21 protein-coding genes and 4 pseudogenes are annotated in these 21,865 nt (G+C 43.0%); 10 read left to right on the forward strand and 15 right to left on the reverse strand.

What is annotated here, in order from left to right; all coding sequences use genetic code 11:
- Positions 1–96 precede the first annotated feature (96 nt).
- Entirely contained in the window at positions 97–1,905 is a 1,809-nt protein-coding gene (locus ACYRY3_RS12305; protein WP_460201953.1) for a cyclase family protein, read from the forward strand.
- 68 nt (positions 1,906–1,973) lie between these two features.
- Here the strand turns inward: ACYRY3_RS12305 and ACYRY3_RS12310 are convergent, their stop codons facing one another.
- Both ACYRY3_RS12310 and ACYRY3_RS12315 read right to left on the reverse strand, forming a co-directional pair.
- On the reverse strand, positions 1,974–3,077 hold the full coding sequence (locus tag ACYRY3_RS12310; protein ID WP_460201954.1) for a hypothetical protein: 1,104 nt from the start codon (positions 3,075–3,077) through the stop codon (positions 1,974–1,976).
- A gap of 62 nt (positions 3,078–3,139) precedes the next feature.
- Entirely contained in the window at positions 3,140–3,292 is a 153-nt protein-coding gene (locus ACYRY3_RS12315; protein ID WP_460201955.1) for a hypothetical protein, read from the reverse strand.
- Between the two features lie 333 nt (positions 3,293–3,625).
- Here ACYRY3_RS12315 and ACYRY3_RS12320 point away from each other — a divergent pair.
- A pseudogene (locus ACYRY3_RS12320) lies at positions 3,626–4,021 on the forward strand (aldehyde dehydrogenase family protein); the annotation flags it as partial.
- Here the strand turns inward: ACYRY3_RS12320 and ACYRY3_RS12325 are convergent.
- The 4 genes from ACYRY3_RS12325 to ACYRY3_RS12340 all read right to left on the reverse strand — a co-directional run bounded on the left by ACYRY3_RS12325 (position 3,967) and on the right by ACYRY3_RS12340 (position 8,070).
- Positions 3,967–4,728: an SDR family oxidoreductase gene (locus ACYRY3_RS12325; protein WP_460201956.1), complete on the reverse strand. Its 762-nt coding sequence runs from the start codon at positions 4,726–4,728 to the stop codon at positions 3,967–3,969. The pseudogene ACYRY3_RS12320 and the gene ACYRY3_RS12325 overlap by 55 nt on opposite strands.
- 376 nt (positions 4,729–5,104) lie before the next feature.
- On the reverse strand, positions 5,105–6,088 hold the full coding sequence (locus tag ACYRY3_RS12330; protein WP_460201957.1) for an acetyl-CoA carboxylase carboxyltransferase subunit alpha: 984 nt from the start codon (positions 6,086–6,088) through the stop codon (positions 5,105–5,107).
- 140 nt (positions 6,089–6,228) lie between these two features.
- Entirely contained in the window at positions 6,229–7,248 is a 1,020-nt protein-coding gene (locus tag ACYRY3_RS12335) for a long-chain acyl-[acyl-carrier-protein] reductase (protein ID WP_460201958.1), read from the reverse strand.
- A gap of 126 nt (positions 7,249–7,374) precedes the next feature.
- Positions 7,375–8,070 carry an aldehyde oxygenase (deformylating) gene (locus tag ACYRY3_RS12340; RefSeq protein ID WP_460201959.1) on the reverse strand — a complete coding sequence of 232 codons (696 nt, stop codon included), beginning with the start codon at positions 8,068–8,070 and terminating at the stop codon, positions 7,375–7,377.
- 298 nt (positions 8,071–8,368) lie between these two features.
- Between ACYRY3_RS12340 and ACYRY3_RS12345 the strand changes: the two genes are divergently transcribed.
- Positions 8,369–9,205 (forward strand): carbohydrate ABC transporter permease, encoded by an 837-nt coding sequence (locus ACYRY3_RS12345; RefSeq protein ID WP_460201976.1) that lies wholly within the window; start codon positions 8,369–8,371, stop codon positions 9,203–9,205.
- Positions 9,206–9,384: 179 nt separating this feature from the next.
- Here the strand turns inward: ACYRY3_RS12345 and ACYRY3_RS12350 are convergent, their stop codons facing one another.
- From ACYRY3_RS12350 to ACYRY3_RS12370, 5 genes are all read right to left on the reverse strand, one after another.
- Complete coding sequence (locus ACYRY3_RS12350) at positions 9,385–9,639, reverse strand: hypothetical protein (RefSeq protein WP_460201960.1); 255 nt, start codon at positions 9,637–9,639, stop codon at positions 9,385–9,387.
- Positions 9,636–9,896 (reverse strand): hypothetical protein, encoded by a 261-nt coding sequence (locus ACYRY3_RS12355; protein ID WP_460201961.1) that lies wholly within the window; start codon positions 9,894–9,896, stop codon positions 9,636–9,638. The genes ACYRY3_RS12350 and ACYRY3_RS12355 overlap by 4 nt, the downstream gene beginning before the upstream one ends.
- Positions 9,896–10,339, reverse strand: a complete 444-nt coding sequence (locus tag ACYRY3_RS12360) for a hypothetical protein (RefSeq protein WP_460201962.1) — start codon at positions 10,337–10,339, stop codon at positions 9,896–9,898. Before ACYRY3_RS12360 ends, ACYRY3_RS12355 begins: the two co-directional genes overlap by 1 nt.
- A 26-nt stretch (positions 10,340–10,365) precedes the next feature.
- Positions 10,366–11,400, reverse strand: a complete 1,035-nt coding sequence (locus ACYRY3_RS12365; RefSeq protein ID WP_460201963.1) for a hypothetical protein — start codon at positions 11,398–11,400, stop codon at positions 10,366–10,368.
- Positions 11,401–11,516: 116 nt separating this feature from the next.
- Positions 11,517–11,933, reverse strand: a complete 417-nt coding sequence (locus ACYRY3_RS12370; RefSeq protein WP_460201964.1) for a hypothetical protein — start codon at positions 11,931–11,933, stop codon at positions 11,517–11,519.
- A gap of 220 nt (positions 11,934–12,153) precedes the next feature.
- On the opposite strand from ACYRY3_RS12370, the pseudogene ACYRY3_RS12375 reads away from it, so the two are divergent.
- The 3 genes and pseudogenes from ACYRY3_RS12375 to ACYRY3_RS12385 all read left to right on the forward strand — a co-directional run.
- A pseudogene (locus ACYRY3_RS12375) lies at positions 12,154–12,909 on the forward strand (GTP 3',8-cyclase MoaA); the annotation flags it as partial.
- 175 nt (positions 12,910–13,084) lie between these two features.
- Entirely contained in the window at positions 13,085–13,654 is a 570-nt protein-coding gene (locus ACYRY3_RS12380) for a hypothetical protein (RefSeq protein ID WP_460201965.1), read from the forward strand.
- Positions 13,655–13,956: 302 nt separating this feature from the next.
- Positions 13,957–14,895 (forward strand): alpha/beta fold hydrolase, encoded by a 939-nt coding sequence (locus ACYRY3_RS12385; protein ID WP_460201966.1) that lies wholly within the window; start codon positions 13,957–13,959, stop codon positions 14,893–14,895.
- A gap of 348 nt (positions 14,896–15,243) precedes the next feature.
- Here ACYRY3_RS12385 and ACYRY3_RS12390 read toward each other — a convergent pair.
- Positions 15,244–15,690: pseudogene (locus ACYRY3_RS12390) on the reverse strand (aldo/keto reductase); the annotation flags it as partial.
- Between the two features lie 46 nt (positions 15,691–15,736).
- On the opposite strand from ACYRY3_RS12390, the gene ACYRY3_RS12395 reads away from it, so the two are divergent.
- The gene (locus ACYRY3_RS12395; RefSeq protein WP_460201967.1) at positions 15,737–16,918 is read left to right on the forward strand and encodes a hypothetical protein; all 1,182 of its coding nucleotides are present in this window, start codon (positions 15,737–15,739) and stop codon (positions 16,916–16,918) included.
- Here ACYRY3_RS12395 and ACYRY3_RS12400 read toward each other — a convergent pair.
- Positions 16,871–17,425: a L,D-transpeptidase gene (locus ACYRY3_RS12400; RefSeq protein ID WP_460201969.1), complete on the reverse strand. Its 555-nt coding sequence runs from the start codon at positions 17,423–17,425 to the stop codon at positions 16,871–16,873. The two genes, ACYRY3_RS12395 and ACYRY3_RS12400, sit on opposite strands and share 48 nt — an antisense overlap.
- A gap of 313 nt (positions 17,426–17,738) precedes the next feature.
- Positions 17,739–18,365 (reverse strand): hypothetical protein, encoded by a 627-nt coding sequence (locus ACYRY3_RS12405; protein WP_460201970.1) that lies wholly within the window; start codon positions 18,363–18,365, stop codon positions 17,739–17,741.
- Positions 18,366–18,678: 313 nt separating this feature from the next.
- Between ACYRY3_RS12405 and ACYRY3_RS12410 the strand changes: the two genes are divergently transcribed.
- Positions 18,679–19,263, forward strand: a complete 585-nt coding sequence (locus ACYRY3_RS12410) for a DUF1802 family protein (RefSeq protein ID WP_460201971.1) — start codon at positions 18,679–18,681, stop codon at positions 19,261–19,263.
- Positions 19,264–19,480: 217 nt separating this feature from the next.
- Entirely contained in the window at positions 19,481–20,623 is a 1,143-nt protein-coding gene (locus ACYRY3_RS12415; RefSeq protein ID WP_460201973.1) for a glycosyltransferase, read from the forward strand.
- A gap of 26 nt (positions 20,624–20,649) precedes the next feature.
- On the opposite strand, the gene ACYRY3_RS12420 is transcribed toward ACYRY3_RS12415, so the two are convergent.
- Entirely contained in the window at positions 20,650–20,850 is a 201-nt protein-coding gene (locus ACYRY3_RS12420) for an RNA-binding S4 domain-containing protein (RefSeq protein ID WP_460201974.1), read from the reverse strand.
- Positions 20,851–21,057: 207 nt separating this feature from the next.
- Between ACYRY3_RS12420 and ACYRY3_RS12425 the strand changes: the two are divergent.
- A pseudogene (locus ACYRY3_RS12425) lies at positions 21,058–21,865 on the forward strand (two-component sensor histidine kinase); the annotation flags it as partial.

The following is a 21,865-nucleotide window of genomic DNA, read 5'->3' on the forward strand; positions in this document are numbered from 1 at the left end:
ACAGTAAGGAAGCCCCTTTGCAACCCAATCAAAGTGGATAAGAAAATATATCCCTCTGAGCTTAGCTAACGGTTGCAATGGATTTCGCTAAGTCCTATGGATCGCATGACTCTAAACGATATTGGCTCTCTTCTGAGAATAACCCGGTCTTTCTTACTTGAAGAAGTAGCTCCATTAGCTAACGAGATAGACTGTAACCCAGTTGCTTTATCTCATGCACTACAAGGTCTTGGAACGTTAGGGCTGTTAGCACTAAGAGTCCCGCGCCGATGGAATGGAAAAGAGGTCAGCGAACAGATATACGGTAACTTTCAAGAACTGATAGCTCGATATTCTGGCGCTTTAGCTTTTCTACAAACTCAACACCAAAGTGCTGCTGGTATGCTTGTTGGCAGTAACAACCCCACTCTCCAAGAAAAATACCTTCCCCTTATGGGTCACGGTCAAGTTTTACTGGGTGTTGGCTTTTCTCAGCTACGACGTCAGGGGAAACCTTTAGTTCTTGCAGTACCGGTATCTGGGGGTTTTCTACTTAATGGAGTTGTACCTTGGGTAACGGGTTGGAACATTTTTAGCGAGTTTATTATTGCCGCTACATTGCCTGACGATCGCTCTGTTTTTGGTATAGTCCCTTTGGTGGAAACTTCTCAAGGGTCAGGAGGTAAGATAGCATTTTCATCCCCCGCACAGTTAGCTGCAATGACCTCAACTAATACCGTCACCGCTACTTTAACGGATTGGTTTTTACCCGCCGAAAGTGTTGTTTTCATTAAAGCTGCTGGGTGGATTCATGAAAATGACAAGAATAATGTTCTTCGTGCCACTTTCTTGGCGACAGGATGTGCTCTTGGTGGTTTAGATATTTTGGAGGCAGCTGCAAACGAAAAACTACTACCTTTTATTACCGATGCTTTTGAAGCTCTTCAACAGGAATTGAGCAACTGTCGCAGCGAAATCGCAAAAGCACAACAAAATCCCGGTGTAGAACTGGCAAAAAGACTGCAACTGCGGGCTTGGGCAATTGATTTAGCATCGCGAATATCTCATGCAGCCGTCACTGTTGCTAGTGGTGCTGCTATCTACAGCCATCATAATGCACAACGGGTCTACCGCGAGGCATTGGTGTTTACGGTGACAGGTCAAACTCCTGTTGTTATGGAAGCTACTTTAAAGCGATTGACGCGATCGCAGGGTCGTCAATCCAAAACCATCACCTACACTCGGGCGATACACTTGAGTCACGCGATCGCACCGGGTATTCCACAATGGCAAGGCGATCCGCAAGTAGAATTTGAAACTGTAGCAGAATTACACAAAGACGGATATTACCTGCGGCGTTTTTCTTTAGGAGAACACAGCGCTACTCATCTCAATGCTCCCAACAGCTTTTACCTTCACAGTGCAGGAATTGATGGATACCCAGCCGAGTCACTGATTGTAAAAGCAGTGGCGATCGATATCTGCCAACAAGTGGCGACTAATGCAGATTACGTGCTGTCTGTTGAGGATATTTTGGCTTGGGAGCAACAACACGGTGAAATTCCCTGCCACTGTGTAGTTCTTCTTTACACGGGGTGGCAGGAAAAGTGGTTGGACGAACAAGAGTTTTTTAACCGCGACGTTCGAGGAGGTATGCACTTTCCTGGATTTGGCAGCGATGCCACAAAGTTCCTGCTTCAAGAACGTCAAATTGCTGGGGTAGGAATTGATACTCACGGAGTCGATTCAGGGCAAGACACCACTTTTACAACCAACCGTTTAATATTGGAACAACCGCGTATTGTGTTGGAGAATTTGACCAATTTAGACCAGCTACCACCGACAGGGATGACTCTTGTCATTGGTGTTCTCCGATTGCACAATGGTTCCGGTTCCCCCGCTGCAGTGATGGCGTTGATACCCTAGGGACTGCCAAAAAATCAAGAATTTTTAAAAAATTGACCACCCTCACGGGAGAGCTGGTCGAATCGAACTTAACCCAAGAAAGCTTCCACTTGTGCTGTACCGATATTAAATCCTGAAGTAAACGCAGCGATGCCAAAGACCTGGTTGAGCGTGCTAGCTGCTTCTGGGGTCAGTGTCAAATTTACATCATGGATATTGAGGGGTGAGTGTCCCTCGCCTAAAGAAGTGTTAAAGCTACCGACTTCCACTTCAAACAAGGGGGCACGAGTGACTAAGTCACCGTTAACACTGACAAGCCCGTTCAAAACAGCACGATTGTCCAGATTCGTGATAATGAAATCGGTCAAATCAACAGTTGTCGTTGAAGTGCTCAAGGTTAACCCACCATCATGAATAATATCAATCTTGGCAGAATCAACATCCGCTGCACCACCCGTAATTGGGAAGGCAATAACGTCACCAAAGACATTGGTATTTCCATAGACTGTTGCTTGTACCTGTAGAGCATTTAATGCAGTTACTAGATCGGTACTTAATTGTACAGATGTTTCACCAGCACTAGTTATATCTGAGCTTGAGGTTGAAAAGCATTGTTGAACATCTGTTCCTGCAACGATGTCAAACACTGAATTGGTGCTTGTTTCATCTGACACGGGAACTAGTTGTGTTTCTACTTGAGCAGTACCAATGTTAAATCCTGGTGTAAATGCGGTGACTCCAAAGACTTGATTTAATGTGCTTGCTGCCTCAGATGTTAAAGTCACACCCACATCAAGCAGGCTGAGGGAAGGCTCTTCACCTTCAGTGAATGCCTCCAATCCGCCAACGTTTAAATCAAATAAGGGTGCTCGAACCAATAAGTTACTATCGACACTTACAAGCCCGGTTAGAATAGCGCGATCGCCCAAATTCGTGATGATAAAATCAGTCAAATCGACGGTTGTATGCGCTGTTTTCAAAGTCAAACCGCCGTCGTGGATAATGTCCACTTTGACTAGATCGATGTCTGCCGCACCTCCAGTGATTGGAAAATCTGCAATACCATCACTAATATCTGTGCTGCCAAATCCCTCAACCTGAACTTGTAAAGATGAGAGAGCGTTCACTAAATCATTGCTGAACGCCACGGAAGTTTCTCCACTGCGGCTGCTCTCAAAGCTGCTGTCACTCATACACTATTACCTCTAGTAAACTATGAGAAATTTAGTGAACTGGAAAACGCAGAAATGGTAACCTATACCCAAGGAGAATCGTTTGGGCTAGCATTACCACCATCCAGGAAGAATTGGAATTTCACGATGCCTGTAACCTTGACTTCGAGGTCGTGCTGATATTGAGTTGTGGCTAAATACCACTCCTCCACCTTCAACACTTGAGAAGTCTTCAATCTATTGAGTCAAACCAATAACTGTATGTAGCACACAAAGCAAAGACCCAGTGGGTAACTCTTCTTTGCGTTGAAAGTTTGTAGATACCCTAACTTTATATAAGGGTAACACCATATTAACAATGTATCAAGAATTTTTACATAAATATTGTTTATGATTTTTATTCTCCTATCCCCGTTTTGCTGTGTTGGGTTAAAGTCTCACAAATAACCCATCCGTTGCATCTGTTGCTAATGTTACATTCTATTATTTCATTCACTGCTAACTTGACGATAACAAATAGTACAAGCCACACTTGGAGCAACGCATCGTTAAACCGGAGGTGTACAAAGATGAGTAATGCCTTGACTTGCCGCAATTACATCGCCGGAAAATGGTTAAATGCTACATCGGGAGCTACCTTAGAAAGCCGCAATCCTGCCAATAGCCACGAAGTTGTTGCTACTTTTCCAAGTTCGACAGCAGCTGATGTTAATACAGCGGTGGCAGCTGCCCGCAAAGCATACCGTACTTGGCGACTCATTCCTGCACCAGCAAGAGCAGAATACGTTCAAAGAGTTGGAGAACTCTTGCGCGAGCATAAAGAGGAACTTGCCTTATTAATGAGTCGGGAAATGGGTAAACCACTCACAGAGGCACGAGGAGATATCCAAGAAGGTATCGACTGTGCTTATTACAGCGCTGGTGAAGGGCGACGGCTGTTTGGGCAAACCACACCCTCGGAAATAGGCATAAGAATCAATTCATCAATCACTGCTTGGGGTGGTAATAAGGCAGTGTGAAGAATTGATTGAGCTACAATTTCTGGAGTTAGCATTTTTGAGCGGTCAAAGTTAGCATTGACGGTTTGTGTGTCCCATAATTCTGTATTGACAGATCCAGGGCAGATAGCACTCACACGAATACCGTGGGCGCGTTCTTCTTGTGCTAGGGTTTGGGAAAGAGCGATCAAACCTGCTTTGCTGACACAATATGCACCCCAACCAGAAAATGCTTGCTTTCCAGCGATTGAGGCAACATTGATAATTGTGCCTCTGCCACGAGCCCGCATTCCAGGTAAAATTCCCATAATGCACTGAAAAATGCTGGTTAGATTTATATCTAAGACCATTTCCCAATCTGATAGGGAAGTTTCACTGAGAGTTCCAGTGTAACCAATACCGGCACAATTCACCAAAATATCTATATCCCCAAAATCACTGGCAATGTGTTGTATCTTTTCTTTCACTAGAGAGACACAAGACAAATCCAATGGATAAGCTTTTGCTTCTACTCCAGCCTGCTTTGCAGCTTGACAAACCGCCTGTAACTTTTCTATGGAACGGCTTACTGCGGCAACATCTATACCTGTTTGTGCAAATGCCAAAGCAGTCTCTTTGCCAATTCCACTGCTTGCCCCGGTAATCAAAGCACGTCGTCTTCGCTCAACACTCATGCAGTTTCCCCATTTTTTCGCGGTTATTCAACCGCATCGCCACCCTCATTGTGAAAATTTTTTGGCTCAGAAAAATTAAACAAAGCTAAAAATCCAATTAATTTTTTTTGGCAGATGCTATGCTCCATAGCTAAGGTGACCTTATCTACAGTATTGCGTCCTCTCAGTAACGATATTTGAACTTTCACTCAGAAAACGCCATATCACCCCGATAGTTAACTGTCAGTCAAATGTCCAGAGTCAAATTTCCAAAATGGAATGACTAATGACTAATGACCAAAATTCTGAATGCCTATGGCTTAAAAGATTGTAAAAAATCTTTAAGTGCCACAGGCAATTATAGCACTGCTACTATATTAGTAAATCATCTCTGATTCTACGAATGGGCAACTTCCGTGAAAACACCCATTTTACGGAACTTTTCGTAGCGCATTTGGCGTCGTTCCTGAGGCGTGAAGCGATTCAGATTCTCCAGATTGTCTAACAGAGCTTGCTTGAGAGTAGTGGCAGCTTGTAAGGGATCGGAATGAGCACCTCCAACAGGCTCAGGTAATATTTGGTCGATAATGCCCAAGTTCTTTAAGTCGTGTGAGATAATTTTTAGAGCCACTGCTGCTTGAGGTGCCTTACCCGCATCTTTCCACAAAATGGCAGCGCAAGCTTCGGGAGTCGCAACAGTGTAGACAGAGTGCTCAAACATCAGCAGCCGATCGCCAACACCAATACCCAATGCACCTCCAGAACCACCTTCCCCAATAACAGTGCAAATAATGGGGACATCAAAGCAAAACATCTCCCGTAAATTGTAAGCGATCGCTTCTCCTTGACCTTGATGTTCAGCTTCAACGCCAGCCCAAGCCCCTGGCGTGTCGATAAACGTGATAATCGGCATCCCAAATTTATTAGCGTGTTCCATCAACCGCAGTGCCTTGCGGTACCCACCAGGAGATGCCATACCAAAATTACGAGCAACATTGTCTTTGGTATCGCGACCTTTCTGATGACCGAGCATAACTACGGGTTTTCCACCCAAACGACCCACACCGCCAACTAAAGCAGGGTCGTCAAAGCCACAACGGTCACCGTGCAACTCCATCCATTCATCACTAATTGACTGGATGTAATCGAGAGTACTGGGGCGGCGGGGATGACGGGCAACTTGCAGTCGCTGAGAAGGCGACAGACTACTGAATATTTCCTCTCGCAGTTGCATAGCACGTGCTTCTAGTTGACGAATTTGCCTGGAAACATCGACGCCATTTTCTTCTGCTAGTTGCCTAATTTGCTCAATTCTGGTGGCAAGTTCAGCTAGCGGCTTCTCAAAATCTAACAGTAGCGGTTTACGCTCAGTAGTAGCCATGTTCAGAGTTAATAGTGAAAAGTTGTAAGTGGAGGGTGATTAGTGGTTAGTGGTTAGTCGTTAGTGGTTAACAGGAATTTTTAGCCACTCAACTATAATGTACAGACGCGTCATGGCACGTCTGTACAAATCACCACTGACTAAACTAGCAGTGGTCTAAATCCGTGTTTTACCGACACTTGACCTATCTGCTCCATTTTTTCTACGGTAATCCGATTGCGCCCCCAAGAGAAGTTAGTGTACAACTTCTCAAATTCCAGCAACATTGATTCTGCAAAACAAGCAAACAACTGACGTGCGGGCACCTCCATATTGACAATTTGCATAATTTTCCATTCAATATCAAGAGAGTGCTCTACAATGCCACCATTCAGGACATAAACATCAGGATGCTGAATTTTAGTTGCTAAATTTTTTGGATAGCCGCCATCAATTAGCAAGCAGGGTCGCTTTAGATTCGTTGCCTCAATTTCTACACCTTTAGGCATACTGGCAACCCAAACTACAATATCAGCCTGGGGCAGTGCTTCTTCTAAGGACATGATTTTGCCACGCCCTAGTTCTTCTTGTAGTTGTTTCAATCGGTCTTGATTGCGAGCTATCAGCAAAAGCTCTTTGACATCAGTTTTCGCATCTAACCAACGACAAACTGCACTGCCAATATCCCCAGTTGCTCCACAAACCGCAACAGTAGCCTTTGACAGTTCGATTCCCAAGGCTGTCGATGCTTGTTCCACCTGTCGGCAAAGAATGTATGCCGTATGGGTATTGCCTGTGGTGAAACGTTCAAACTCCAATTTAATATTGCGGACTTGTCCAAACTGCTCTAAGTTAAAGTTTTCAAAAATAATTGAGGAAAACCCGCCTAAAGCTGTGATATTTATGCCATGCTTTTGCGCGTGAGCCATAGCATTGAGGATTTTGCGTGTCGCTGCTTTGATACGACGAGTTGCCAGCATTTCTGGCAAAAAACATGACTCTACGTATTGCCCTTCAATTTTTTGACCCGTAATACTGGTAACAGTAATGTGATCGACGATTTGGGGCGGGGCACTACACCAAAAATCTAAACCCTGATCGGCATATTCCGGGTAGCCTAAGTATCTGGCTACCGCCTGCGCGTGTTCTAAACTAGTAAGGTGTCCTATTAGACCAAACATGAACTATTGTGTTGTGCGTATCCTTCGTCAAATGGTGAATGATTGGATGCTAGTTGGTAATGGCTAATAACTAATTCTTTTTTGATTAACGGTTAGCCATTAGCCATTAGCCATTAGCCACTTAGTTTAAGCTGCTCTAAGCCCGTAAGCTGACAAGCGCATAATATCACGGGTAGTGAAGCCAATGTTACCAAGAGCTTCTCCGTACTGAATCATGAAGTCTTCCACCAAAGCTTCTTTTTCCATTGCCAAGTTATGAGCATCATCCTCGACTTGGTTGAGCATTTTCCAGACAATGGGGAGGTTTTGGCGGTTTGCTTCCTCAAATTCGGCTTTTGATGCTTCAAAATGTTCTTTCAACCAAACTTCACCAAAATTCAGGTGACTGTATTCGTCTTTAACAACGCCCTCGGTGATTTTACGAGCAAAGTCATCGGCAACTGGAATGTAAATGTTGTACGCGGCGATCGCAAAACATTCAATAATTAAAGACTGAATGAGCAAGCAGGTCACAACTTTACCTTCAGCTGCCGCTTGTTGAAAATTGGAGTGCAATTCCGCAAAGAAGTTGCGAGCAAATTGCATATCGGGTGCTACCGCAAGATTGCGTCCACAAGCTTCAAAACCTTTCTTGTGGCGACTTTCCATTTTAGACAGACGAATGAGTTCATCCTTATGTTCTGGCAGCAGTTCAGCGAGTTTCAAGTAATTTTCGTGAGCTTCTTGTTCTCCTTCAATCACAATCGCATTAATGCGGCTGTATGCGTCCTTGTACACTTCGCTGTGAAAATCAATTTCAGATTGAGCTGCGAGCTGCTGCATGGTACTGTTCACTCCTGTGATGTGAATCTTTTGATACCAGATTTTATGAAACCTCAGCCCTCGGCAGTTATCAGTCAGCTTGAGAAGCTGAAAACTAACAACCAATAGCTGATAGCTTGTTTGGTAACTGTGGTTTAATGTAACTTAACAAGTCTCTATGTTATAGATTAGCCTTTGCTGGCAGTATTATTTCAAGCTAGTCCATAGGAGATGTCAGGAATTAAGGGAGGAGATAAGGAAGATGAGGAATATCAGGGGTACACGGACAGGAGATTGCTAAATGTTGGATACTGACACAATGACAAATCCAAAATCTACAATCCAAGCTCCACAGTCCCGAGTCCCTTGGAGCCAAGGAATACTGCTACTAGGGGCAGCGATCGTCCTGCTGCCCCTCATAGTGGTTTTCTTGACATCCTTTGCTCCTTCTGGATCTGCTCTTCAATTCTTACCTAACAGTGGTTGGTCTTTCGCAAATTACCAAGAAGCTTGGTCGCGAGGTAAATTTTTACTGGCATTCCTCAATTCTACCCTAGTGGCACTAGCAGTGACTGCCTTTCAGATTGTTACATCGGCACTTGCTGGTTATGCCCTAGCACGGTTGAAGTTTACTGGAAGGCAAATACTCCTCCTCATCGTCCTGGCAACGTTGGTGATCCCCTTCCAGTTGTTGGTGATTCCTGTCTTTCTGGTATTAAAGTGGGGACACCTGATAAATACCTACTGGGCGCTGATTTTACCAACAGCTGCCAATGGTTTTGGTATTTTCTTACTCCGGCAGTATTTTTTAAGCATTCCTGTAGAGTTAGAAGAAGCCGCCGCCATTGACGGCGCAAACAGATGGCAAATTTTATGGCAGATTATGTTACCTCTCGCCCGTCCTGCTTTGGTAACCCTGTTTTTATTTACCTTTATCGGTGAATGGAACGATGTTTTTAAACCGTTGGTATTCACAACGCGGCCGGAATTGAGGACGGTGCAATTAGCGTTGGCAGAATTTCAGGAGCAATTTACAAATAACTGGCCCCTCATGATGGCAGCGGTGACTATAGCAACCGTGCCAGTGATGCTACTCTTCCTCATCGGTCAGCGCCAGTTCCTACGGGGGATCGCTACAACGGGAATTAAGAGTTAACAAAATAGCTTTCTTCTTACTGGAAAACAATACCCTAGTGAGAGTTAAAGCTCAACTTTGTACCCTGTATCACAGCCTACACCTGATGTAGTACTGGTAAAATGAAAAAATGCCCCTCATGTAGAAGGGCATCTATATTTTTGGACTAAAAGCTGGTGGTCTCTCTGGATTGCCAGTTTTTAAATTTGTGGTGGAGAACTACCGCCATTACGGTCTCGCAAGTAATTCAGTATTTGATTAACTGAATTACGTAATTCTTGACGGTCTATTGCGGCTTGCTCTGCTAAGGTCTTAACGTTTTCGGTCAATTGCTGAATATTAGCTACCAGTACATCGATGTTACCGTCATGTTCGGCTACTTTTTCACCAACGTTGACAAATAAAGTTTCTAATCTACTTAAACGTTCTTCTATGGTTGGTTGATTTGTAGTCATAGTTCAATTCCTCCATCAAAATCATCTGGGTTATCAACATCAATCACAATAGCTTCTTGTGGCTGTTTTATCTCATTTTGGTTTACTTGGCTGATTGATTCTACTGTGGTCATTATTGGCTGCTTACCATCTAAATACCTGAGATAGAATCCTATGGCATCTTCTATAAACTTTGCTACTGGGATATCTAACGCTTGTGACAACTCCTCAACTTTGGATTGTTGATACTTTTTAATCCTGACTTTATCAATAGTCATTACATAACCGCTATCTTCTCCCCAGTCTCAGATTTCTTAAACTTCACCCCAACTTCGATACTTCGATTAATCACGTCCTTACTGGGTGGTTGCTTGATTAACGCTTTCAGGTTGGAGTTAACAGCAATTTTCTCAATCAGGTATTCAGCACCAAAATCCTTAACAACAGGTTCACCAACAATTTCTGAGTTAAAGAAGCGAGTGATAGACGTGTTACCACCGCCAATGTCGCAAATAGTTACCGCACCATCAAGGTTTTGACTCTTTAAAGCTGCTGCACCTTCTGGGTACACTGCATTGATTTTGATTTGTACCAATACGGGTACACCAGCTAACTCTACTTTTTGACTACCCTCGTTCTTGCGGATAACTGGCTCATGGCGTTTAACGTCGTTACAGGTCACAGTGACTTCAAAAGCCATCTCTGGGTTGACTTGTGGCAAGTGAGCTAGTGTACCGAGAAAATCGTTTAATCATTCGTTTCCTGAATCTGCAGGCGGATAGTGCGTTCACCAGGACCCCCAAGGTTTAATTCCATGACTTCGCTCCCCAGTGGTTCCAAACATTCAAGTAGCGATCGCAATTGCGGTGTACTTGCACCAGTATCTACATAAAGGCGGTCTGCTAAATTACCAATCCGCTTCCAAGTCATGTACAGCTTGCCAATCATCTGTTCTAACTGAGATGCTTGATTGACCAAATCCGCAGCGACGCTCAAACACCCAACTCTTTGAGCTTCTATCAGTGCTGTTTCAATGTCAATTTCTTCAGCAGTCAGGGCTTGAACTTGGGCTGCTGCTTTCAAATATTTTGCCAAGTTACGGGCTTCTGTGGTTGCTTGCTTGATAGTATCTAAATCGGGATTTTGAGCTATTTCCCTTTGGATCGCGTTTTGATGTGACTCTGGTAGTTTCTCCATTTCTTTAACCAGAGGCGCGATATAACGAGGAGGCAAAGCATTTTCTGCTGCCTTGGTTTTCACTGGTTCGGGTAGCAAATCGGAAGACATTGCCGTCCACTCATCGGTAAGCTGACGAACCTCACGCCTGGTGATGCGATCGCCGTTTTGCGCTGCTTCTGTTACCATCTGTTGGACTTCCGGGACGGCTTTAGCAGTTTCTACAAATGCCCGTTTGCTAAAGTTGTTGATAGCCCCTGGGTCTAGTTTTCCTTCTTCTAAAAGAGTATCAGCGCTGTTGGCAAGTTGAATCAAAGCATAAGCTTGGCTTTTGCTGATGTCTCGTTCTTTGAGCCATTTCAGAAAACCCGTACCCCGTCCGTCACCGTCTTTTTTTTCGCGATCGCGCACAGCCCGCAAAATTCGCCCCCGCCAAATATCAGTTTGCAAGTCAAAGCGATTGCATACCTGCCAAGCGACTTCCAGTTGTTGAAGAAATTCAATTTCGGGAATTTCTTCGTCTTCTGGATTCGGCAGTTGAAAGTCAAAATCCGCTGGCTGTTGCAGAAGCGCTGCCAAGTCATTTATAGAGTCGTTATATTGCACGATACATAAGTCTATTATTCTATGCGCGGTTTATTATACACATTCTGCGGATGCAGAATCTGTACTTAACTGGCTATGTTACTATGTAGACTTTTAAAGTACTGAAATTCCTAGTTTTATCTCTCGCTATCCCTTCGCAGCAAATAATCTAAAATCCGATCTAGTCTTTCCACTGCTGCATTTGTGGAGGCTTGTTGTTCAGTCAGTTGTTGCTGTATCGCCGTCAGTCGTTCCATGTTTTGAGCCAACTGTCCTGTATTTTGAGCCAACTGTCCTGTATTTTGAGCCAACTGTCCTACACTTTCAAGGGTTGAGCGTTGGGTCTCGATAATGGCTTGTTGGGATTCCGCTAGTAGTGAAACTTGCTGCTCAACGCGATCGACTCTCCCAATAAAAGTGTCCATAGACCGAGCTAATTCTAACTGAGACGATGTTAAGAATTGAGTCGTCTGTGAGAGTTGGGCAATCTGTTGGCTGTTAGATTCAAGCAATGCTTCTATACGGTCAAGACGGTTGGGATCTGAATAAGTCATGGTCTTTAGAGCAATTGTACTAAATCAGCTAAATTAGATTATAAATTGTGGGATTGACATCCCCTCATAAGTAACTAAGGAATAGACTTAACGCTCAAACGGTCTCATTCCCTAAGCTTTTACGTTAGCCTAGAAAAATGTAAGTAAAATTCACAAATCAAAGTATCCCTTGACAAAGAAACCTTTTTCTTATCAAGGCTATAAGATAAATCTATAAAATATGAACCAAGTAGACTACCTCCGGATTAGTTTAATAGACCGCTGTAATTTTCGCTGTCAATACTGTATGCCAGAGGGAGCAGAACTTGACTATATCCTCAAACAGCAGTTACTGACAGATGAGGAACTACTAACCCTTCTCAAAGAAGTATTTATCCCTGTTGGATTTACCCGGTTTCGTTTGACGGGAGGGGAACCGTTATTGCGTCCCCGTGTTGTGGACTTGGTCAGGGAAATCGCCTCTCTTCCCGAAACCCAAGACCTTTCGATGACTACAAACGGCTTTTTACTCGCCCCAATAGCGCAAAATCTTTATGACGTCGGTCTGCGGCGAATCAATATTAGCTTGGACTCCCTCGATCCAGAAACCTTTAACTATATTATTGGCAGTCGCGGACGCGGGCGGTGGGAACAAGTGTGGGATGGCATTCAAGCTGCTTATCGTGTGGGTTTTGACCCGTTGAAGTTAAATGTGGTGGTGATCCCAGGCGTTAACGACACCGAAGTTCTAGATCTTGCCGCACTGACAATTGACAAGCAGTGGCACGTCCGGTTTATTGAGTTTATGCCAATTGGAAATTCCGAGTTATTTGGGGATCGCGGTTGGATACCTTCTGAAGAGTTACGGCAAAGAATCCGCGATCGCTGGGGCTTGACTGAATCTCAAATTCGTGGTAATGGTCCTGCTGATGTGTTTCAAATTCCGGGTGCAAAGGGGACACTGGGATTTATCAGTCAGATGTCGGAGTGTTTTTGCCAAGAACTCTGTTCGTGTTCTTGGAGTCGATACAGATTTAGACAATCATATTGCTATTCTATCTGTTCTAGAAATCGCAGCTAATGACGAGGTTGTTGAAGTTGCACGTCACTTCATCAAACAAACCCATCATACAAAGCTTAGGAAGAGAGATTTAGGACTCATAGCAATCCGAATGAAAAAAACTGGAATAGTACATAAAGGCTTCTGTAGCAAGAGATGGCAGAAAATCTCTCTTAGAGAGAAAGAAGCAGGTCTCGCTATCGCAAGACAAATCGTGGAATTTGCCAAGCACTGGCAATGTAGCGTTATTTGTTTTGAACATCTCAAAAATCTCACTCCTTGTAAAGCTAAGTATTCCAAGCGTTCAAACCAGAAGCGAGCATATTGGTTAAAATCGAAGGTATTTCATGAGGTCAATCGCATTGCATTCCAAGATTATGGAATTCTCACAACTCGCGTCAATCCCAGACATACTTCTCGTTTAGACCCTTGGGGGCAGGAACTAGCACGACTCAATAATTACAGTGGGAAATTAGCCATTAATTTAATTAAAGAAGGTAAGTTAGAAAATTCTTACCAAAAGGGTGCTAATTTTGTAGTTAATGTTAATACCTCCTACTCGGCTCATTCAGGTTTGAACGCTGCTAGAAATATCGGATTAAAAGCAATATTACGTCACAGAACTAACGCAGTCTTCGTACTGCGGAAAGCCTTTGAGAGTAATCTTATGGGTATGTGTTAATCCAAAGAGAGGTAAGCTTCGACCACGATTAACACGTTGGGCTTGGGTAGACTGCCCAATTATTCCTACTAAACTACGTTATCTATGTGGTTGGTTCTGGAAACCGCTTGCTACTAATAACGACTACAGAGGAGTACAAGAAAGTGAACGATGAAAAACCAGTAATTCCTACGTTTTACTACGTTTTATCGACTACTCATTATTGTCTGATACCAAGGACAAAGGACACATGACTAAGGACAATCAACCTTAAATATTCTATTACAATGAGAAAGGTTACATAATATAACATTTTTTTCATCATGCAGGTAACGACAGCCCCTTCTACAAATCCAATTCCCGGACAGTATTGGCAGTGGCGAGGGCACAACATTTACTATGTAAAAGCAGGAAAAAAGCAACCTCAACGTCCTGCCATATTATTGGTACACGGCTTTGGTGCATCTACAGACCACTGGCGTAAGAATGTCTCGGGGCTGTGTGATGATTTTGAGGTGTTTGCGATTGACCTTCTGGGGTTCGGACGTTCAGCCAAACCTAAATTGGCATACAGTGGCGACCTGTGGCGCGACCAACTTTACGATTTTATTACTGAAGTGGTTGGTCAGAAAGCAGTTTTGGTAGGCAATTCCCTTGGTGGTTATGCAAGTTTGTGTGTTGCGGCACAATGTCCCGATGCAGCCGCAGGTTTGGTATTACTTAATAGTGCAGGTCCGTTTAGCGAAAATCAATCTTCTTCCGAACCACAAGCTTTACAAGCTGAAATTGAGCCTCCGAAACCAAACGAACAGTTGCAAAAACTGCTAGGTGAAGTTGTTAAGTGGATATTCCAACAACCTTTAGCCCAGTTTCTTTTGTTTCAGTACATCAAACAAAAGTGGGTCATTCGTCAAACTTTAGAGAAAGTGTACCTTGATAAAAGTGCAATTACAGATCGACTTATAGAAGAAATTCATCGCCCTGCTTGCGATGCAGGTGCTTTTGATGTGTTTTCCTCTGTATTTAACACTCCCCAAGGGGAAAAAGTTGATGTTCTCCTGCAGCAATTAACGTGTCCTCTGTTGATGCTGTGGGGAGAAGCAGATCCTTGGATAAATGCAAGACAACGTTCCAAGAAGTTTCGACAATATTATCCCAATCTGACAGAACATTTCCTGAATGCCGGTCATTGTCCTCATGATGAAGTTCCAAATTTGGTAAATCCACTTTTGCGTGATTGGGTTTTGTCGAATCAGTCTTAAAACTCGAAAACCTGGTCAGAGGGACCAGGTTTCTAACGCTTGTAATAAATCAAATCGATTTTACTTCTGAAGAATCAACAACTAGGGTGGACAACACGTTGAGCAAACTCAGCATTTTTTCGTTTTTCCGCTTTGGGATCTGGTTTCGCCTACTGATTTTGGCGCTTTACCACTTTGCATAATTCCTATGCTGACATTTGCTTGGGCTGATGACCGGAGACACCTTATCATTTGCCCGATTGAGTTTGGTTTTGCTTTGTTTGGTGTCCTATTTATTAAGATATCACCCTAATCTGAACTCGCCAGTGTTTGTTAACCCAAGTTAACAAGTTGTTAAAGTTCTCAAAACTACCAATCCCACATGAGTGGGCTTTTATCCAAGAAATCGGTCACAATACGCCCAATAGCATCAATTTCTTGAAGTTCTTCGGCAGAAAGTTGAACGGAAGCTGCTTTTGCGTTTGCTTGTGCTTGTTCTGGGTATCTTGCACCGGCAATCGCATGTGCTTGTGGTTGGGCGATTAACCAAGCCAATGCCAATTGAGCAAGGGTAGCTTGGTGACGTTCAGCAATAGGGCGCAATTTATCTAAAGCTTGCTGCGCTCGTTCAAAGTTTTCTCCCTGGAACAGCTTATTTTGAGAACGGTTATCTTGTGGGTCGAATTTATGACCGCGCTCAAATTTGCCTGTCAGCAATCCCTGGGCTAAAGGTGAATAGGCAAGGATGGAAATATTGTTTTCAATGCAATAAGGCATGGCATCCTGCTCTACATATCGCCAAAATAACGAGTAAGGCAGCCAAGGTCGTGGTGGTACACTAACAGTCAACGCCTCAGAGAAAGTGGAACTCAGCGGAACTTCATCCATTGACAAGACAAGCGGCTTATTTGCTCAGACTTTAAGTACTGCAGATGCAGGTTCAATAATCATTAACACGCGGCAGCTGATTGTTAAGGATGGAGCGCAGGTTACAGCTGGTACTAATGAGGATAGTCAAGGGAATGGTGGAATTTTGACTATACAAGCCTTAGATAAAGTTGAACTTAGCGGCACAGCACCCAACGGTCAAGGTGTTAGTGGCTTGTTTGCTCGGACGAGAGGGAGTGGTCGTGCAGGAGACTTAACGGTGACTACCAGGAAATTAATTGTTCGGGATGGCGCACAAGTCACTGTGAGTAGTTTAAAGTTAGGAGCCGCAGGTAATCTTACAGTGAGAGCCAACTCCATAAGTCTGGATAACGGAGCCATTGTAGCTCAAACCAATTCTGGCAATGGTGGCAATATTACCCTTGAAAATCTAGATTTATTATTAATGCGAAGCAACAGCTTGATATCTGCTGCTGCTCTAAACCAAGCAAATGGTGGCAACATTAGAATCAACGCTCTTGATGGCTTTATCGTCGCTGTTCCTCAAGAAAACAGCGATCTCCTCGCCAATGCCTTCCAAGGAAATGGAGGTAACATTAACATTACTGCTTCTGGTATCTACGGGCTGGAGAATCGCACTCAGCAGTTCTTAGATAACAACATAAGTGAGATTAACGCCAGTTCTCAATTGGGTGTAAATGGCAGTGTTGAAACTAACAACACCGATATCAACCCCAGCCAGGGATTAGTAGAACTACCTGTCAATTTGGTAGATGCTTCGCAACAAATTGCTACTGGTTGCAATTCTATTGGAAAACAAAGAAGGGGTTCTTTTATGGCTGTAGGACGCGGAGGACTTCCTGAGAGTCCCACAGAGCTATTGACAGGCGATGCAGTGCTTGCTGATTGGGTGACACTCTCTGAGGTTGCAAAGGAGCAAACGCCTCTTCCAAATCCGTTGCCACCTAGAAAAGGTAACGTAGAATCTCATTTTGCCACTTCTGCCACTCAAATTGTAGAAGCATCTGGTTGGGTGATTGATGCTAATGGGGATATTGCGTTAGTGGCTCAAGCACCGACTGCGAACAAATCTGAGTTTAACCCCTACTTAACGCACGACAGTTACGGGTGTTCCAATACTCACCTGATTAAATAATTCCTCAACATCCTTGTTGTACATCCGAATGCAACCATGTGAGGCTGCAGTACCCACCGACTCAGGATTTGGAGTTCCGTGAAACCCAACCCAATTTCTACCGTTTGTCCAAAATCCAATCCAGTAGTTTCCAAGAGGGTTTTTTGGATCTCCACCTGGAATAGCTTTGCCCGTCATAGGGTGTATCCAAGTTGGATTGACCAACATATCTCGGACTCGGAAAGTGCCAGTAGGTGTTTCCCAACCCCGACGTCCTACAGCGATTGGGTAACTTTTAATTGGATTTTTTCCTTGATAGAGTGTGACTTGACGGCGGCTAAGATTTATCTTTAAGTGCATGGGCGGAGTCAGAGAATCAGTGATATCGGTATCAATTGGTTCAGTGACTGAATTATTCAAAGACTCTTGATTATTAAAAGATTCCTCGGAAGCTAATGAAATTTCAGGGCTGAAACACAAAGAAACAACACCCAATAAAAAAAATATCTTAAATAATTGCTTAAACATCTGAGTTCTTTTCCAATCAAATTCCCCAGAAATAAATTTTGAGCTAATAGTTTACATGAGTAAATACTACATTAGGTAGATAATGACTAACCCTCAAAATAAGCCCTTCAAGAATGGGTGAGAAGCCCATCTTACAAGGAAATGCTAATGCACACAATTAGACCCAGCACTCTACTCAAGTTTAGGTTTTTGTGTTGAGCTATTTAGGTAATGCAAGTTAATAAATAAGAGCAAGGGTAAAAAATCAAGACCTTTTTTACCCTCTAATCTTACTTTGTTCAGGATGTGTAAAACTTGTTAAGCCCTGTAGAATTTACCAAAGTGCTCTAACGCCTCCATTAGTATTTTGTCCATCTGTTGTGTTGCTACCACCTGTATTTTGTTGAATGTCGTTGTTGCGCTGATTTAAATTCTGCTGAGAGCCAGTTGGAGAATTGTACTGCTGAGAGCCGCTAGTCCCGTCACTGGGATACTGCTGAGAGCCGCTAGTCCCGTTACTGGGGTATTGCTGAGAGCCACTAGTCCCGTTACTGGGGTATTGCTGAGAATCAGTAGTTCCATTATTGCGGTACTGCTGAGAACCGGTAGTCTCGTTATTTTGATTTTGTCGCACCCTATCCATATAATTGCCACCCGTAGGTTCCGGTGCTAGATCTTGATTATTTTGGTTTTGATTATTTTGGGTTGGATTATATTGCTGCGTGCCGCTAGTACCGTTATTTCGATTTTGATTCATCCTCTGCACGGAATCACCACCTGTAGGTTCGGGTGTTTGGCTTTGACTATACAACGTATCTACAGGAGCTTCACTAACTTTTACACTACGAGAGCTAGAATTAGGCATCGCAAACGCTGGTAGACTCAGTAAAACGCTAGCACCGACGATTCCCACACTACTAGTCAATATTTGGAATAAATTCTTTTTGTTGTTTCCGTTCATTGGTATCTCCTTAACCTTCATGTAAAAAATTTTCAGAAAAGATTTAGTTGTTGGTTTTGCACACCCTATGGCAATACTTCAAAATTTCCGTTGAAGTATTGAAGCCCTTATTGTTATTTACTTCTAAAAGTTAACTCTGTTACCAAGCAGACTCGTCTATCTAAAGCATGGTCTGATGTAACACCATAATGCGAGATTAAATCCAAGCTTTTTTACCTATAAAATTAGAATTTATCTAACTAAATGTAGATGTTTTCTCGTAAAATACTACTTTATCTAGCTATTGGTATTATCCATATTAAAGTTGATGTCTATGAAGGATCTGACTCTCACTTATAATGCGCTGAAAGAATGGGCTGTTGCTATCGACGCCTTAGAAAGTGGCAAAACAATTATGCTGCTTCGCAAAGGGGGTATCCACGAACGGGGCGGAAGTTTCCAAGTTGCTCACAAGCAAGTTTTGCTCTACCCAACTTACGAACATCAACAACCTGTTTTATTAAAGCCAGAGTATGCCAGTTTGGTCATTCCAGTCACATCCGGTTGGCATCCAGACACAGTGCGTATTGGCAGTTGGGCTGAGATTACTGATATTTACCCAGTGAGTGAGGAATCGATTGTAAAAGCTTTAGAGCCATTTCATATTTGGAGCGAGTCCTTTGTGAGCGATCGCCTCAAATGGAAACCGCGAGTGCCTTTGTACGTTTTGCTGTTAAGGGTTTACAAACTACCTCAAGCACGAGAAATTCCTTATCGCAGCGAATATGGGGGCTGCAAGTCATGGATTGACTTGGTTGAATCAATTTCGCGGCACGGCGCAGAACCTGTTTTGTCTGACTTAGAGTATAACGAGCTAGTAACAGAGATTAGCAGCATCGTAATGCCACAGTCAATATAAAGATAAAATTTAGAATTTTATTTTGTGTTGCCTACTTTCAGAAAACGTACTTAAAAAGTTTCTACAAGAGAATAATAAGCATAGACTGCAGCACTGCTAATTGGGAGAAATTCCTACTTTTTTTAAGTATTAGCATCTGTCTTAAAGCACTTTTATGCAAAACTAACAACTGAGGTATATAGTGCCTTGTAGAAAAAAGTGGGTATGTGAGGGATAGATGTTAGGAAAGTTTAATAAACAAATATATTTCTATTGCGATCCCAGACAGGGCGTATTAGAAGGAGACAAGTTGCAGCATTGTTTGGTATGTTTGGCAGAAGGTTTCAGGGATTTGGGAATACCGTTCTTCTCCAACGTGAATTATTGGCGAGAATTCCCTGAGGAAGAATATCTTGTTCGTCACAATCCAGACATTACACCTGATGATTGTTGTGTTGTGATTTTGCCAAGTAATTGGTACACTGTAGACCTTCCTTTACCAGAAAATTTATTTCACCCCAAGAGAAAATATATTACGGTTTACATAGATGGTGAAGATAGCGATCGCACATACATTGACAGACCGGAATTCAAGCAGTTCGATTTTATATTTAGAAATCACTTTAATCAGAATTTAAATTACGGAGAGAATTTTTATCCCTGGGCATTTGGGCTGAGCGATCGCATACTTAGAGAGCTTCAAGAGGTGCCAAATTTCCAAGATAAAAAAAGGCAGCTGCTACTCAACTTTAGGCATTGGAAGTCTAACACTCATTCAGTCAGACAAATCATTTGCAGTCAACTTATCCCCCGAATTGAAAAGATTTTGCCAGTCGATAACTATGTCGATAATGACATACCAACAGACCTCTATCATTACCATCAATGGGAACAATCGGGTAAACGTCACTACCCAAATTACTACGAACGCCTCAAGAATTCTGCTGCTTGCGCTGCCTTTGGTGGATTTTTTGTCCTTCCTTGGTTTAAGAACCCAGGAAGTTTGATGAGCCGTGCTAGTAAACGCATTCTCACCAAGCTGAAATTAAAGTCAAACACAATTTTGCAATGGGATAGTTGGAGGTTTTGGGAGTCATTAGCTGCCGGCTGCGTTACCTTTCATGTAGATTTTGAAAAATATGGCCTTGCTCTCCCCGTCATGCCAAAGAATTGGGAGCATTATATTGGTATAGACTTAGACAACGTACAAAAAGCAGTAGACAGAATAGCTGACCAACCAGAAATTCTCGAAAAAATCGCCACACAAGGAAGGCGCTGGGCACTTAAGCATTATAGCCCTGTCCCTACTGCGATCGCTTTTCTGGAAACAATTGGATATCGTCAAGAGCAACCAAAAGTGGCTCAAAGAGCTATCTACTAGCTATCAGTATTCTGTAAACCATTGGTTTACAGATCGACTCTAAAGGTTTGCCCTTCCACCGTCACCTCGTCACCCGACACTAATTTCCGTCCTCGTCGGGTTTCGAGTGTACCATTCACTTTGACATCACCCGCCTGAATCAATAGCTTAGCTTGTCCTCCTGTCGGTGCTATACCCACCAACTTTAAAAACTGGTCGAGCTTAATTTTGCCATCGCTTGTGTTCATGATCGACAATGTCAAGAGAAATACACAATTTTAAATTATATTACAAATTTTAACTTTAATAGATTAGGCAATGAGATCCTTGGTGGGCAATGTTTCACAATACCAAACACTGCCTTTCTGGTCAGATGTGGGGCTTCTCGTGGATTAAGCTAAGATAAAGACAAAATTTAACTCACCCAACACTTGTATAAACTACTGTCAAGAAACTTGCTTTATACACGGTTATTTCGTCCATCTCAGGTTGTAACAGCAACGGTCGTTCTCACTTTGTTTTTATTTATTCCTCAAGCATGGCTAGCTTGGCAAGCTTACGAGAACTTTAATGACATTATTAACAATGAATTTCGACTCCAAACCTTGAGTGACAAAATTGTTTATCTTGATGAAGTGCTAACAATGTCAGCGCGTATGGCAGTTGTGACAGGTGATTCAAGTTGGGAAAAACGATATCGTCTATTTGAACCTCAATTAAACGCAGCCATTAAGGAATCCATTAAACTAGCTCCCCAAGCTTATACAAACGAGGCTGCCATCAAAACCGATACTGCCAATCAACGTTTAGTAGAAATGGAGTACCAATCTTTTGATTTGGTCAGGCGAGGTCAAAAAGAAAGAGCACAGGCAATATTATCCAGTCGGGAATATGAGATAGAGAAACAAAAATACGCTGCAGGTGTTGCCAGCAGAAATCGCACAATTGCGCTTCAGCTACAAAAGAAATTTGTTCATTACCGCAATTATCTATTTTTGTCAAGCTTTGGCTCCCTTGTGAGTTTAGCAATGCTTATTCCTGCATGGCTGTCAGTTTTACGCTTGCTACAAGGATATTTAAAATCCCAAAAAAATGCCAAGATTGCTTTAGAAAAAACCAATCAAGAGCTAGAAATTCGAGTTGAAAAGCGGACAAAAGAATTGAGAGACAAAAATCTTCACTTGCAACAAACCCTGCAAGAACTGCAACAAACCCAAGGACAGCTGATTCAAACGGAAAAAATGTCTTCCTTGGGGCAAATGG

This window comes from Scytonema sp. NUACC21, assembly GCF_054684315.1.

Bases quoted from the DNA above. Each gene is read 5' to 3' on its own strand.
- ACYRY3_RS12305 (WP_460201953.1), top strand. From the start codon at position 97: ATGGATCGCATGACTCTAAACGATATTGGCTCTCTTCTGAGAATAACC.
- ACYRY3_RS12310 (WP_460201954.1), bottom strand. From the start codon at position 3,077: ATGAGTGACAGCAGCTTTGAGAGCAGCCGCAGTGGAGAAACTTCCGTG.
- ACYRY3_RS12325 (WP_460201956.1), bottom strand. From the start codon at position 4,728: ATGAGTGTTGAGCGAAGACGACGTGCTTTGATTACCGGGGCAAGCAGT.
- ACYRY3_RS12330 (WP_460201957.1), bottom strand. From the start codon at position 6,088: ATGGCTACTACTGAGCGTAAACCGCTACTGTTAGATTTTGAGAAGCCG.
- ACYRY3_RS12335 (WP_460201958.1), bottom strand. From the start codon at position 7,248: ATGTTTGGTCTAATAGGACACCTTACTAGTTTAGAACACGCGCAGGCG.
- ACYRY3_RS12340 (WP_460201959.1), bottom strand. From the start codon at position 8,070: ATGCAGCAGCTCGCAGCTCAATCTGAAATTGATTTTCACAGCGAAGTG.
- ACYRY3_RS12345 (WP_460201976.1), top strand. From the start codon at position 8,369: ATGACAAATCCAAAATCTACAATCCAAGCTCCACAGTCCCGAGTCCCT.
- ACYRY3_RS12350 (WP_460201960.1), bottom strand. From the start codon at position 9,639: ATGACTACAAATCAACCAACCATAGAAGAACGTTTAAGTAGATTAGAA.
- ACYRY3_RS12355 (WP_460201961.1), bottom strand. From the start codon at position 9,896: ATGACTATTGATAAAGTCAGGATTAAAAAGTATCAACAATCCAAAGTT.
- ACYRY3_RS12370 (WP_460201964.1), bottom strand. From the start codon at position 11,933: ATGACTTATTCAGATCCCAACCGTCTTGACCGTATAGAAGCATTGCTT.
- ACYRY3_RS12380 (WP_460201965.1), top strand. From the start codon at position 13,085: ATGAAAAAAACTGGAATAGTACATAAAGGCTTCTGTAGCAAGAGATGG.
- ACYRY3_RS12385 (WP_460201966.1), top strand. From the start codon at position 13,957: ATGCAGGTAACGACAGCCCCTTCTACAAATCCAATTCCCGGACAGTAT.
- ACYRY3_RS12400 (WP_460201969.1), bottom strand. From the start codon at position 17,425: ATGTTTAAGCAATTATTTAAGATATTTTTTTTATTGGGTGTTGTTTCT.
- ACYRY3_RS12405 (WP_460201970.1), bottom strand. From the start codon at position 18,365: ATGAACGGAAACAACAAAAAGAATTTATTCCAAATATTGACTAGTAGT.
- ACYRY3_RS12410 (WP_460201971.1), top strand. From the start codon at position 18,679: ATGAAGGATCTGACTCTCACTTATAATGCGCTGAAAGAATGGGCTGTT.
- ACYRY3_RS12415 (WP_460201973.1), top strand. From the start codon at position 19,481: ATGTTAGGAAAGTTTAATAAACAAATATATTTCTATTGCGATCCCAGA.
- ACYRY3_RS12420 (WP_460201974.1), bottom strand. From the start codon at position 20,850: ATGAACACAAGCGATGGCAAAATTAAGCTCGACCAGTTTTTAAAGTTG.